Here is a 14,766-nt window from a genome sequence, read left to right on the forward strand (position 1 = left end):
CCTTATTTTATTTAACTTGCTTTTAAAAATTTGTATGCTATTTCCTTAATGTCTAAAAAATTAACTACTACTCGATCAATAATTTGGTTAAGATTATGATTTGAAATCATAAATGAGTGATATGAACTTCTATCTCAAACGTTGTGTTGAAGTCCATCTGCATCTCTACCATGATCGGCAACATAAATCACCAAAGTATCTGGGTCATTGGCATATTTTGTGAACAAATCATCAAAAGTTTCAAAATATGCCTCATAAATTGTAGTTACAAAGTTTGAATTCAAACTGTAACGATAATGCCCAGCATTATCTGCTAAAAAATCGAATCAAAATGAGAAGTTGATGTTTGGGTTTGTATATTGTTCTGCAAAGTCAGCATTTTGAATATCTAAGAATTTCAAAGCTTGGTTCAAGTTAGCACTTAAATATTCTGATTTTAAAGTTTTATCTGCATAATAATTCTTTAAATTTGAAATCTTTGTATCGTAGTGCAATACTTTAGTAGCAAAATTTTCTCAATAAAATAATGCTGATGTTTTTAGTTCACTTTTAGAGTGTTCAACTAGATTAAAAATATTTTCAAATGATTTTTCTTTATAACCAGTTAAAATATGTCTGTTCCCAAAAATTGATTCATAACTGGGAATCTCATAACGTAAACTATAAATTTCTTGACTAATGATTTTTTGTTGGTACTCGTCATTCAAAGTGTCTTGATAAAACTTGTCTCACACCACTCCACATAAAGAAATTAAAATTACTTTCTTCTCATGGTTTAAAGTATCATTTTGGTATTCATCAACAATCTGTTCTTGTCATTGTTTTTGTTCGGGTGTACGATATTCTCCCAACCTTAACATTCACAAATAATCTGTATACAAATGATAATTAGTGGCGTAAATTGCTATTAAAGCCGTTCAAAAGGCTACAACTGTTAAAATTATTAACAGTTGTTTTAGTTTAAAATTGAATCTTTTCATAACAATCCCTTCCATAAATATATTAATATTTATTATACTCCAATATATAAAAAATGGAATTACCCTAAGTTGCTTTCTTTACATAATAATTTATGATAAATTTTGGTTTTTTAATATATTTACTAATAAAAAACCAAACAAGTGTTTGGTTTTTAAAGCTTTTAATAAATGTTATAAAATTGTGTTCCTTCTTTGTTGAAGCAATCAATTTTGCTAATAACTCAATATGGATTATTAACATCACTACTTATATTTTGTCATTCAACATTATATTGAAACTCAACCGGCTTGTAATTTTCATATAAACCAGTTCCGTCATATGCTACTAAGGCATCTGGACTAATAACATTTTGTTCTACACCTAAAACTTTTCCTGAAACTTTGGTTTTATCAATTAAATCTCATGATTTAGCAGACATCTTGTCTCCATCTTTGTTTAGTTCACCCTCTTGGTGCTGTCAAATTGTTTGATAAGGGTTAAAGTTATCTGGCACGTCTACTTTTTTGGTTTGAGTACTTGCAGTTGAAGAATGATCTCCAAAACCAGTATAGTTTAAAGTGAAACTCATTTTTCCATTTAGATCTAAATTTGAAGTTGTATTTATTTCAAAGTTAGATTTTTTTCAATATTTATCATCAAAAATATATTGATAAACATTTTCATGTGCTTTTTTCATTCCTGTATCAACAATTTTTTTCAAAGACATAACCATTGTAGTAAACTCTTTGTTACCTTTAATGTTTGTATCTGTAAAAGCACTGTAAAAACCATTTAAGAAGCTTTTTTCTTCAAAACCAGCACCATTATAACCCAGGATTTTAATAAAGTCTTGTTTTTCACCACTAGTTAAGTTTCTAAATGAATTCTTGCTTTGGTATTTGTTTTTTGCTTTTGTGACTTGTTCATTAATTGTTGGGTCACAAGCAAATTCAAAGGCTAATTTTGCAAACTTGATTAAGTTAATAGCACCATTATTGTTATCATCATGCATAATGGTTTTTCAAGTTTCAGGTCTTAAGAAAGTAATTGGCAATTTGTAAGCTTTTTCAAAAACTGATTTAGTTGAAGTTTCTGAATCAAATAAAGTAGTAATTACTTTAGCCTGAGCAGCACTATCTTTATTTTCAAAGTCTTTGATAATTAAATCTAAAATTTCAATTAAGTTTTTTGCATTTTGAAAATTTTCATTTAAAACCACTTGACCATTGCTAGCACTTGAAAATTTCCCAAGTATTTCAAACCCGACTTGCTCTGTGTTTACATCAGTAGTTGATGGAATTAAAGCATCTTTTAGTGGTTCAGGAGCTGTGGTTAAGTCATTGGCAAATCTTAAAATTTCACTATCTGCACCATAAAGCGCTTTTGCACTACTATCTGTTTTTAGCAAGTTAATTGCTTTTCAAACATTTGTAATCAAAGTCATAATGACTCCTTGCATAAATAGTTCTGTTGAGGTATTACTTATAATTACTGGCATAAAGTAGTTTGCTAATTCTGCTAAAATTAGTGAGCCACTTGCGGAATTACTAACTGAGCCAAGTAATGAACCAAATAGAGCAAAAGCACCATTTAGATTATTGTCTTGTGCATTTTGAGCAATTTCACCACCAGCTTGGTTAAATTCAACCTGTTTACCACCAATTTCTACACTTGGTTTTGCTGTTGTTGAACCTGGGGTATAATTGACATCCAAGTTATTTTTAGCAATTTTTTCTTTCAGAGAAAAAAGAGTTTTATCACCAGCTGCTACATTTGGATTAGTAGGGCCAGCTTTTCCAATTTGCATTATAGAATTATAAAAACTATAACCTGATGAATTTGTTCCTCAATTATCTATTAATGGAGTTCATGGGGGTAGTAAACCTCCTGCTTGAGCTCTATTCCCCCCAGGAGTATCTCCATCTAAGTTATGGTAAAGCAAGTAATTGGTTAATGGTCCAGTATCTTGAATTCCCCAAGCAAGAGCTTTACGTGAATCTTCTTTTGCTAAATTTAAATTTTTATTTAGTCCTGCTAAATAACCCATAGCATTATTAACATTTGGTTGGTTAAACTTGTATTCCCCATCAAGACCAACTGTGTCATAGAAGGTTTTTTCACCACTTATCATAGGTTTGTAAAATTCATCATCATACATCCCCATCACATAACTTGCCATAGTAGTAGCAGCTCTATCTTGGTCTAATGATTCTAAGCTTGGTGCTAAGAATTTTTTATAGTTTGTAACTTCTTCTACAATACTTATTTGTTGATTATTGTAGTTATATGATTGTGGTAAACGCATTTGGTTACCTTCTGGTGTAATTAAACTTGATAATAATTCATTAACGTTAAAATTCAAATTCTCATGTCTTGCAGCAATAATTAATCTTGACATAAATTCTGCCCCAATTGACATTTCATTTTGTAAATTTGTGGGAGTGGTATCTTTATCGCCTTCAATTTTGCGACAAGCAACCACTGGCATAATTATGGAACTAGCTAAAGAAACTGTCCCTAAAATACTTATAAGCTTTTTCATTTTTTTTGTCTCCTTTTTACATTTGATTAAATTATCAACTTGAGATAATTTAACTTTCAAAAATTCCCTTAGGTACATCAAAAAAAGTCGGTATTTTTTTGACGACAATTAAAATTTTCAATTGATAATTATCTTTAAAAAACCAGATGTGATCCAAAAAATGGTCACATTAGTCATAAAAATAATTTTTGTGTAGTGTTATCTACATGATTACTAATTTGGTTGAAAAGTGTTATTCAGTTGCTTTCATATTTTTTAATAACTAACAATTCCAGGAAATAACCTGTGTTTTTAAGCACGCAATTGAGTAGTGATATGCTCATTAATGTTTAAAGTCACATAAACCCCTCAGTCTTTAAAGAAAGAAATTTGCTCATACATTTTTTCTGTATTTAAATTTGCTTCTTGATCTTCAATTTGTTTTAAAAAACGATAGTGATTAATTTTTTGAGTTATTTTGATTCTCTCATAACTAACAAATTCAAAAATAAACAATGTAAATAATGTAAAACCAAAATATGAAACCGAAACAATTAAACCTACAGCTACTAGGTATCATAAAATATCTATATAAACTCACTTGTACAATTTTACAAAACCAAAAAAATCTTCTAAGATACTAAAGTTTTGGTCATGAAATAAAAAACTGTAAATTACTGAATTCTTTCAGTTCAGTAATTGAACAAATAGCAAATATGGATAAACCAATGCTACTAGAGCTACTACATATGCTTTTAAATTGTTCTTGCATAATCTCTGTTTACGCAAAATGTTCTTATGGAATTTGTTAAAAATATTAGGAAAACAATACTTATAGAATCAAAAGTAAAAAATCAGCAAACTTATTACTAAATAATAATAAAAAACTGCTTTTCTTGTTAAAACCTTTCCAAGTACATTACGTAAACTAAAATATAAATTCATTACATCATAAATTGATAGTGCCGATAGAAAAATAAATAAAATTAAACTAAATAAACCTAAATACAAGGCTTTTTTTTGCAATTTCATAGTTATTCCTCCATTTACAAATTAATTTTAACTCGTAATTCCATAAAATAATTTTTAGATTTTAAAAATCATTTTATATTTTGGATTTTTTTGTAAAAAAAGGTCAACATTAAGTGGTAATTTCTTATATTTCTCAATTAATTAACAAAAAAACCAGACTAATGTCTGGTTTTTAACCATAGTTTTAGAAAAATTTGTACCAAATAAGTTTTAATCATCTAATTTTAGTACAGCAATGAAGGCTTCTTGGGGAACTTCAACTGACCCAATTGCTTTCATTCGCTTTTTACCTTCTTTTTGTTTCTCTAAAAGTTTTTTCTTACGTGAGATGTCTCCCCCATAACATTTTGCTAGCACATTTTTACGCATTGCCTTAATGGTTTCACGAGCAATAATTTTGCTCCCAATGGCTGCTTGTACTGGTACTTCAAAATTTTGACGAGGGATAATTTCTTTAAGTTTTTCAACCAAAACTTTTCCTCTTTGGTAGGCAAAATCTTTATGAACTATTGTTGACAATGCATCAACAATATCACTATTTAAAAGGATGTCCATTTTTACTAATTTGGCAGCTTTGTAACCCACAAATTCATAATCAAATGAAGCATAACCTTTTGAAATTGATTTTAACTTATTAAAAAAATCAAAAACAATTTCATTTAAAGGCATTTCATAGATTAAGTTTCTTCGAGTATCATCTAAATACTCAATATTTATGTAGTTCCCTCTTTTATCTTGACATAAACCCATTAAATCACCCAAATAAGTATCTGGAGTCATAATTGAAACTTTAACATAAGGTTCTTCTACACTACTAATTTTTTGTGGTTCAGGTAAAAAGGCTGGATTGTCAATTTGAATTGTATTACCATCTGTTAAGTTAACTTTATAAATTACTGATGGTGCTGTTGCAATCAATGTTAGATCATATTCTCTTTCCAGACGTTCTTGAATTACATCCATATGTAGTAAACCTAAAAAACCACAACGAAAACCAAATCCCAATGATTGAGAACTTTCTGGTTCATAAACCAAACTTGCATCACTTAAACTAATTTTTTCTAAAGCTTCTTTTAAGTCCTTATACTTAGCATTATCAACTGGATAAATCCCACAATACACCATTGGGTTTAATTTTTTATAACCTGGCAGTGGCTCAGTAGCACCATTTTCTTTTGTGGTGATTGTATCTCCAACCTGAACATCACGCACAGTTTTAATTGAAGCTGCCAGTCAACCAACTTCTCCAGCTTCTAAGCTAGTTTTTTTAAGCTCAAAAGGAGTTTTTACTCCGACCTCAGTAACTTCATAAATTGCTTTTGATTGCATCATTTTAATTTGTTGACCTACTTTAACTGTTCCTTGCATTACCCTAATTGAAACCATAACTCCTCGATACTTATCATAATAAGAGTCAAAGATTAATGCTTGCAATGGTAAATTATCATCAGCTACCTGAGGTGGTGGTATTTTATTTACAATAGCTTCTAAAACATCAATTACATTCAAACCAGTTTTGGCACTAATCATTGGTGCATCACTGCAATCAATCCCAATCACCTTTTCAATTTCTGCTTTAACTCGTTCAGGTTCAGCAGCTGGTAAATCTACTTTGTTAATGATTGGGATAATTTCTAAATTGTTGTCTAAGGCCAAGTAAACGTTTGCTAAAGTTTGGGCTTCAATTCCTTGACTGGCATCAACTACCAGTAAAGCACCTTCACAAGCTGCCAAACTTCTTGAAACTTCATAAGTGAAATCGACATGTCCAGGAGTGTCAATCAAATGAAAAATATATTCAGACTTATCTTTGGCAGTATATCTTAATTGTACTGAGTTTAACTTAATAGTAATGCCTCGTTCTCTTTCAATGTCCATTGAATCTAACAGTTGCGCTTGCATTTGGTGTTTGCCAACACTTCCAGTTAACTCTAAAATTCTATCTGCTAATGTTGATTTTCCATGATCAATATGAGCAATAATACTAAAGTTTCTAATTTTTGCTTTGTCCATTATTTGCTCCTTTATACTTACTTATTGCTTGAATTATTTTACTTGAAAGCCTTTCTATTGTATATAACTAATCTTAAAAATTTACATAATGTCAAAAAAAATATTAATTATTAATACTTTTTCTTGCTCTTAACTTTTAAAATGTAATCTTGTCATTTTTCCTTTGCATAATTATGATTAAAGAAATTGTGTCTAGCTTTAATCATTTGTTTTAGTACATCAACATTTTCTCAAATGGTTTCAACCATTTCACGACTATACTTATATAAAAAACGATTACGGTTAAATTCTTTCAGATCAAGAATTTTGAAACTATTATCATTAAAGACCTTAATATCTAAGTCATAATCAACATAAGTGATTTCATTATTAACAATCTCAAAGGGAGATGCTAAATTACAATAATAGTTAATCTCTTGTTCTTTGAACATACATATGATATTGTATCAAGCCTGTTTGACAAAGAACCATAATGCTGGCTCATTAGTTCTTCATTTACGACCTCCAAGTTCAGTAATTAAGACATCTTCATTTACTAACAGGATATATTCATCAGTTTCTTCTAAAAACGTTACATTACTTCATGAACGGTAAAGTTTATCTTTGTGTTTATATGCATGAACAATAACCTTATCTCCTGGTTTGATGTCCGACATTAAACCACTCCAATCTTCTGTTCAATAGCTACATCTAAAAGTTGTTATTTAAACTAACTACACTATAATTATAATTTAAAAATGGCATTTTAACTAGGCAAATGCTCAAAAAAATATTGATATTTTAAGAAAATATTATTTTTCTAATTGTGTGTTAGTTGAACTAGTTTTACTTGCAACTGATCCCAATTGACTTGATTGTTTTGCATCAATAAAACTATTTAACTTAATAAATGCTTCTTCTTTGATGCGGTTTTTAAAACTTTGCTTGCTGCCAAGCATTCAACCAATGATACCTAGTGCTTGTTTGGCTCATTTTTTAAAGTCAAAATGATCATTATGTTTAATAATCTTTCCTTTACTTACTTCTAAAGTAGACAAAATGTTCAAAATAACTTTGCGGTGTTTTTGACCAAATTTTGAAACCATAACTCATTGAACTTTAACAACTTCTCCATCTTCAACAATTTTAAAGTTAGCACTCAGGTCTGGGTTTTCAGTTAGAAGCATTTCTCATAAATTTGTAATTTGAGAATAGTTTAATTCTCCAAATACTGTGTCACTAAATGCGACATCTTTTGAATAAAGGTTGTTCATTAATTTTCAATCACCTTTTGATAATGCAGTAAAAAATTTTACTACTACTTCTTTATTTTTCATTATTATCCTCCTGTAATCACACAAAAAATCACAGAGCCTTAGTAAGCTCTGGCAAAATAAACTTTTAATTTTGATTCTTGTTGACAATTAAAGCATTTAGCTTTCTCTTGAACCACATCATCAGGTATACACCTTGAATTTGTTTGGGTTTTCTCTTTAACCTCTTGTTCACAAGTAATTCTACCACAAAATGGTACTAAAACCAACCCTTGTTTTTTATCTAAAAGAGCCATATATTCAGCAACTGTGTTGGCACTAAAGGTTCTTTGTTGACGATTGGTCAAAGCTTGTTGATAAATATTTTGATCATAGGCTTGGATTTGCTCATGAACATATTTTTCTACTTCACTTATATTTACTTGGGTTTTACTACGAATATCTCTTCGCGAAACTGTCACTTGCTGTTTTTCTAAATCTCTTGGTCCAATTTCAATACGAATTGGTATTCCCTTAATTTCTGCATCTGCAATTTTAAAACCAAATGATTTATCGCTTTTATCAATTGCTACTCGGAAGTCATCTGCAAGTTTTGCTTGCAACTGCTGGCTTGCCTCAAGCACTTCAGTGCTCTCATTAATATTAATAATTTGAACTTGAATTGGTGCAATTTTGGCAGGTAAAACCAAGCCCTGATCATCTGAGTGAGTCATAATAATGGCTCCAATTAGACGTGTTGAAACACCTCAACTAGTCGTGTAACCATATTCTTCTTGTTGATTCATATTTTGAAATTTAATATTAAATGCTTTAGAAAAGTTATCACCAAAATAGTGACTAGTTCCAGCTTGAAGAGATTGCCCATCATACATTAATGATTCAATTGTGTATGTTTCTTTAGCTCCAGCAAATTTTTCTCTCTCAGTCTTTCGACCACTAATTACTGGAAGCATTAACACTTCACTAGCAAATTTTTTATAAACTTCTAAGATGTTTAGTGTCATAGCTCTAGCTTCTTGCTCACTTTCATGAATTGTGTGACCTTCTTGTCATAAAAATTCACTACTTCTCAAAAATGGACGAGTTGTTTTTTCTCAACGCATAACACTTGTTCATTGATTATAAATTAACGGTAAATCTCGATAAGATTTTACTTCTTTTGCAAAGTGATCTACAATTAAAACCTCACTTGTTGGTCTAATGTATAGTTCTTCACCTAAAATTTTGTCACCAACCTTAGTTACAGTTGCTAATTCTGGTGCAAAACCTTCAACATGTTCTTTTTCACGATTAAATAAACTTGCAGGGATTAGTAATGGAAAATAAACATTAGAGACATTTAATTTTTTAAATTCAGCATCTAAAATTTTTTGGATATTCTCTCAAATTGCATAACCATAAGGTTTAAATATCATTGTTCCTTTAACTGGACCATAATCAATTAAACCTGAGTTCTTTACAACATCAGTATATCACTGTGAGAAATCTGTGTCTCTTGAGGTAATCTTTTCCATTTTTTTTGCCATAGTTATTTTTCTCCTTTGGTTACATTTTTAATATTGCCTGTTTCTCCAAAATACACATCAATTGCAATATCTTGTGCTTCAACATAGGTTTGAATTCTTTTTAGGTTAGTCTTGTCTTTAACCATAATAAAACTAATTGCTTCAACAGGAATTGTTTCATAGATGTAAACTAAATTATCTTTTGCATCATAGGCTCAATCTTGTTTTGTCAATTTATCTAACTTTTCTGGATTAATTCCAATTACTGAAATCATTTCAACATTAATTTTTGCTTCACTAACTCATTTTCAAAAATGTGCGCGAACAGAGTTATCCATTTCTAAACCAATTGAATTTTTATTTTCTAAATAAGTTCACACTGTATATTCTTCTGCTTTTGTTAAACGTTGATCTTTAACTAGCCTAATGCCATTTTCTAAAATCAACATCACATTATTTATATCAGTGTAAAAGTATAAGTCCTTTATATTTTTTTGCTTTAAAACTTTTAAAACCTCATTACGACCTGCTTTTGAATTAAAAAGTTTTTGAAATAAACCTTTTTTAGGTTTATTTTCTTTATAATCTGTTTCTTTACTTGGTTTTGCCATACATACCTCCATTTGCAACATATTTATTTTATACTTTTTTAGTATGTTTTTGTAAAAAAAAAGAAAAAATCAGAACATTGCCTGATTTATAATTCTATAATGGCGGATTGAGAGAGACTCGAACTCTCGCGCCGGTTGCCCGACCTAACACCTTAGCAGGGTGCCCTCTTCACCAACTTGAGTATCAATCCATACCTAAAAATTATATCAAAGATTTTAGGTAATTTTATTAAAAATAAAAAAAATGCACTATCATCTGTTTATACTTATGTCTTTTCAAATTGCTAGCCTATAATTTGTTTATTAATTTTATAGACATCTAGTTCAATTTGATTCTGCAGTTAAACATAAACTAGAGATAGAAGATGCATAGTTTTTTAAAATTTTCATCGAGATCTTAATTTAACCTAATTTCAAACCAATTAAAAAATACCCAATTAATAATTGAGTATTTAAACAGAAGTTAGTTCATTAATCTTTTAAGTTCCATAACTTCTTGTTTTAATTGATTTATTTCAGCCTTCATTATTATTTCTTTTTGTCTAAATTCCTCTTCACGTCTTTTGAACTCTGCCTCACGAGCTTCGAATTCTGCTTCACGTCTTTTGAATTCTGCTTCACGCTTTTTGAATTCTGCTTCACGAGCTTCGAATTCAGCTTCACGTTTTTGAAAATATTGAAGTTGTTTAAACATCAATTCTTCCATTTCTTTTTTGGTTCTTTCTATTGCTTCATCAACAAATGGCTTGCAGCTTGCTGGTATGTCATCAAAATTGAAGACATTTAGCTCCCTTTTGGTAGCATCAATAGTTTTTTTAAACATTTTTCTTTCCTTTCTGGTCAAAACTTTCTCAAGTCTTTCGTACTCTTTTACTAGTATATCATCTAACCTATCAATTAATTTTTCAAATTGCATTTTGATATCTGCATCAGCAATAATAAGGAATATCTCTCCTATTTTTAATTTTAAACTCATAATCAATTATGTCCTTTCAAATTGTTTGTTTATAGTTTGATTTGTAAATCTTATAAACAAGTAGTTCAATTCTGTTCTACAATTAATCGTCGGCAAACAACAAAATTTGTACAATTTTTTAAAAAAAATCTTTTATTATATTTAAAAAAATACATAACTTATTTTGCTTTTACTTGGTTTCATTTAAAGTCAAACAAAAAGTACTCAACTAATGATTGAGTATTTTTTTGATTAACTTATTAAATCTAGGATAACTTCATAATTTCTTGTTCTAATAAGTTTGTTTAAGTTTGAATCAATGATTTTTATTATTGAAAATATTGAAGTTGTTTAAAGAATAATTTTCATCACTTTTTTAGTTGTTCATAATGCTTAACAAACTAGTATCTAAAATAATTAGTTAATTTTTCAATATGCATATCTTCATATTACAAATAATAAAATCTAGTAATTTCTATTCTTCCTCATTCTCTCATTCTTCCAACTCTTCTAGTTCCTCTTCTGACAACTCTCCAAAATATTCATTTTTTATCATTTCTATTTTTTTATCATATGCATCATCATATACCTTTACCAACTCTGTAGCAAATTCGTCAAAGTCGACTCCTCTTAACTCACAAGTTGAACGATCCCAACACCTACTATCTCATTCATCATCACCAGGCATAAGGGCTTTTACATAATAAACATCTATACCCTCTTCATAATCAAAAACTGATGTTCCCTCCTCAGCAAACTTTTCTTGGGCATTTTCATCAGCAAATTCTGCTCAGTTTTTTATGTATTCTTTTTTAATTAATTCAAGAACTTCTCACTGTTCTCAAATCTCCACAATTGCCTTTTGTTTTATTGCAAACATTTCAGCCTTGATAATTTCTCCTTTTTTATATGCTAGATTAGCACTGTTCACAGGTTTTATAAACTTCACTCGAATTGGATCATTTTTCTCCACTTCAGAATTTTTTAATGCTTGTTTAATTCTATAAACTTCTCGGTGAATTGCTCTTTCAAGTTGAGATTCACTCATTTGTTCTAAATGTTTTTTCATATTTTCATTCCTCATTTTATTTTTCTTTACTATTTTATTTTATCAATTAAATCCTGGTTTTTAAATTTGCAAATTTAATTAATTTCAAAATAATACAAAAACAAAAACAGGAGTTTTAGATCCTGTTTTAAGTTAGACTTTTAAATAATCTTATGCTAGTTTAACACTAAAGATTCCATTAGTTGTATATGGATAAATAGATTCAAAAGCACATTTGCTGTGATTGTAAATTTTAGTTCCATCTCCATTTTCAGTATCAAGACTAAAATCTTTATTTAAAAATTCTATTTTTAAATAGTTTCCTGAATTAAAACTTCAAGCAAAACTACTATTCAAAGTCATGGTTTCTTTACTAATTAATTTAGAGTTGATTTCTTTAGTTTGACTTTCATCAAATAAAGAAATTTTTGCAAAATCTGTCTCACTTGCATCAATTCAATTATCAAAACTTTTAAATTTAATTTTTTTTGTTCTCTTGTCAACTCAAAGGTGAAAACTATAGTTACATAAATGACTACCATTAATTGTATTACCCCTAATTTTTAAGTAACTCGGAACAAATTGACTACTATTTGAATTTGATTGCAATTCATAACTTGAAAGATAATGAATTGCAGCTTGTTTACTATTAACAAAGGCATTTTTTAAAACTATTTGGGTTGATTTATTTCTTGGTGAGACATCATTATCAATAATGTGATTCATTAATAGATTACTTCCAGACAAAACTCCCCATTCAGAAAATGGTTTTAAAAGTGTTTCAGAATTTTTTAAAGCAAAACCAGCTTGCATATTTTTAACTCATAATTTACTGTCATAAATTCCTGATAAATCTTTATCTAAAATAATGCCAAATAATTTTTGACCTTGATCTGTCCCAAATGATTTTGCTAAATTTTTAACACTTGCTGGGACTTCTAAACCTCATTTTTCAAAAAATGAAGTCAAGTTAATTTGAGCAACCACAGTGATTGCTTCTAATAAAATATCTCAGCAAGCTTGATAAGCAGGAACAAAGTTTTGATAAGAACTTTCACTATTAGCTGCATAATAACTTGTTAACTCTGCAATTTTCACTGTAATATCATCTTTATGATAACGATAATAATTGTTTAGTGAAGGAATAAAACCATCACTCAAGCCTAAAATTAATTGGGCTCAAAAAATTGTTTCAACATCACCAATAAGTTCAACTGAACCTCTGTTAGTTACAGAGTAATTGTTTTTACCTTGAGCATTGTCTTCATATAAAGCATTTTTTCTAATCCCTCCTGTTATAAAACTAGGGTTGGCATTTCTAAAACCACTATGACTTTTTATCATATCTATAAAACTACTGTCAGGAGAACTCATGTAACCATTTTTGTATAGCAGTTTTGTAACTCCAATTGGATTAATTTTTGCAGTAACAGGCAATCTCTTTTTAAGTGTATAAGTGTTGTTTTGATAAGTTTCACCAAGAACTTCAAACATGTCTCAAAGGTCTTGTGAATAATAAATTTTCATATCTTCACTAACATCTATATTTGAATTTGCATATCCTAGTGCTCTTTTGTTAGCAAATGTTGTTGTGAACTGTTTTTCTAAGAAGAAAAATGGTCTGGTTGCTAAGAAATTTTTAAAATAGAATTGTTCACCATCAAGGTTTGAAGTAATCATCAAACAATCTTCACCACAATGAAATTGACTTGGTCCTTTGTCACTCATAAAGATGTTTTCTTTTTGAAAAGCATATTCAAAGTTTAAGTCACCAACTCCTTCTGAACTCACCCCATTGACTTGATTGGTAAGTGCATAATTTTGATCCATTATTTCTAAGAAATTATTTAGGTTACTGTTGCGGAAATCATGACCTGAAATTCTAGCAGTTTCTAAGAAGAGGAACATTTTAACAGTATCAATAATAATATTGAATTTTTTTGACTTAAATATTATTACTGGGATTGACTGTCTTAACTGATAGTTTACATCACTATTAGAACCAATGAAATTATCCAACATAAAGTAAAGTTTTTTTCAAAAGAATTTATAACTTTCATCTTTTATATTTCCATCAGTGGGCATTTGGTAAACCAAAGCTCCTCTTGAGGGACTATATCTTAACCCATTAACTACTACTCTTGAAATATTTATTTCAGAAGCAATGTGGTGAAATAAAAGCCCATAATTTGTTGCAGTAAAAGCAAGCACATAATCATCAGGTGTTTCTCTAAAAGATGTAATAACATCATCATTCATGTAAGATTGATAGGGATTTTCTTGTTCTCCTCTTGGATCTGGATTTAAGTACCTACCCAGAGTTGAACTTCAATCACCAGACATTCCTAGTCGAAAAACTCCAGGAGTTTCTTCAATAAATTTAATATCTGCAGCAAAAGTTTTTTCTTTGCTAAGATATACTTCAACTAAGTCACATTCATGTAAAAAGGCATCTGTTGGCACATATTGACTAGCATTAAATCTTCGATCTAAGTACATAGTGTTGTCATAATTTTTAAATGCCAAATTATTGGCTCCTTTATTAAAACCATTTAAGTATTTGTTGTATTCTTTAAAGTGTTGTAAACTAAGATCTGGATTTTCATTAGTTGGTACAGCAACTTTTTTTGGAACGTATTTTACCGAACAACTAGTTACAGCAGTTGGGGCAACCACTAAAGTGGTTGACGCAAAAAATTTTAAAGTTTTTTTCATATGTTTCATCACCGTTTTCTTTCTTTAACTAAAAATATAATTTTTTTTGGATGCTAAAAATAAACTAGATTGATTAATAAAAATCATTGTCTAATTCAGATGATGCATACTCACATAGTTTAACTTGGTTATATTTTTACTACTCTTACTCAT

At 29.3% G+C, this 14,766-nt stretch carries 11 protein-coding genes and 1 tRNA gene; all 12 read right to left on the reverse strand.

The annotated features are described in order from the left end of the window. Nucleotides 1-11 precede the first annotated feature (11 nt). The 12 genes from SCLAR_RS05905 to SCLAR_RS05960 all read right to left on the reverse strand — a co-directional run bounded on the left by SCLAR_RS05905 (nucleotide 12) and on the right by SCLAR_RS05960 (nucleotide 14,613). Complete coding sequence (locus SCLAR_RS05905) at nucleotides 12-980, reverse strand: hypothetical protein (protein WP_100255008.1); 969 nt, start codon at nucleotides 978-980, stop codon at nucleotides 12-14. A 161-nt stretch (nucleotides 981-1,141) separates the two neighbouring features. Beyond that, complete coding sequence (locus tag SCLAR_RS05910; protein ID WP_100255009.1) at nucleotides 1,142-3,502, reverse strand: hypothetical protein; 2,361 nt, start codon at nucleotides 3,500-3,502, stop codon at nucleotides 1,142-1,144. Between the two features lie 291 nt (nucleotides 3,503-3,793). After that, nucleotides 3,794-4,513 (reverse strand): hypothetical protein, encoded by a 720-nt coding sequence (locus tag SCLAR_RS05915; RefSeq protein WP_100255010.1) that lies wholly within the window; start codon nucleotides 4,511-4,513, stop codon nucleotides 3,794-3,796. Between the two features lie 210 nt (nucleotides 4,514-4,723). Next, on the reverse strand, nucleotides 4,724-6,526 hold the full coding sequence (gene lepA / locus SCLAR_RS05920; protein ID WP_100255011.1) for a translation elongation factor 4: 1,803 nt from the start codon (nucleotides 6,524-6,526) through the stop codon (nucleotides 4,724-4,726). Between the two features lie 110 nt (nucleotides 6,527-6,636). After that, the gene (locus tag SCLAR_RS05925; protein ID WP_100255012.1) at nucleotides 6,637-7,182 is read right to left on the reverse strand and encodes a DUF402 domain-containing protein; all 546 of its coding nucleotides are present in this window, start codon (nucleotides 7,180-7,182) and stop codon (nucleotides 6,637-6,639) included. A gap of 135 nt (nucleotides 7,183-7,317) precedes the next feature. Continuing rightward, nucleotides 7,318-7,842 carry a nuclear transport factor 2 family protein gene (locus SCLAR_RS05930; RefSeq protein ID WP_100255013.1) on the reverse strand — a complete coding sequence of 175 codons (525 nt, stop codon included), beginning with the start codon at nucleotides 7,840-7,842 and terminating at the stop codon, nucleotides 7,318-7,320. 38 nt (nucleotides 7,843-7,880) lie between these two features. Next, the gene (gene proS, locus SCLAR_RS05935; RefSeq protein ID WP_100255014.1) at nucleotides 7,881-9,305 is read right to left on the reverse strand and encodes a proline--tRNA ligase; all 1,425 of its coding nucleotides are present in this window, start codon (nucleotides 9,303-9,305) and stop codon (nucleotides 7,881-7,883) included. Between the two features lie 2 nt (nucleotides 9,306-9,307). Then, entirely contained in the window at nucleotides 9,308-9,895 is a 588-nt protein-coding gene (locus SCLAR_RS05940) for an acetyltransferase (protein ID WP_100255015.1), read from the reverse strand. 100 nt (nucleotides 9,896-9,995) lie between these two features. Further along, nucleotides 9,996-10,086: transfer RNA gene (locus SCLAR_RS05945), tRNA-Ser, on the reverse strand. A gap of 272 nt (nucleotides 10,087-10,358) precedes the next feature. After that, nucleotides 10,359-10,871, reverse strand: coding sequence for a hypothetical protein (locus SCLAR_RS05950; RefSeq protein ID WP_100255016.1), 513 nt, complete (start codon nucleotides 10,869-10,871; stop codon nucleotides 10,359-10,361). Nucleotides 10,872-11,325: 454 nt separating this feature from the next. Then, entirely contained in the window at nucleotides 11,326-11,919 is a 594-nt protein-coding gene (locus SCLAR_RS05955) for a hypothetical protein (protein ID WP_100255017.1), read from the reverse strand. 150 nt (nucleotides 11,920-12,069) lie between these two features. Further along, nucleotides 12,070-14,613: a hypothetical protein gene (locus SCLAR_RS05960; RefSeq protein ID WP_100255018.1), complete on the reverse strand. Its 2,544-nt coding sequence runs from the start codon at nucleotides 14,611-14,613 to the stop codon at nucleotides 12,070-12,072. Between the last annotated feature and the right edge of the window lie 153 nt (nucleotides 14,614-14,766).

It is taken from the genome of Spiroplasma clarkii, from assembly GCF_002795265.1.
In the GTDB taxonomy this organism is placed as follows: domain Bacteria; phylum Bacillota_I; class Bacilli_A; order Mycoplasmatales; family Mycoplasmataceae; genus Spiroplasma_A; species Spiroplasma_A clarkii.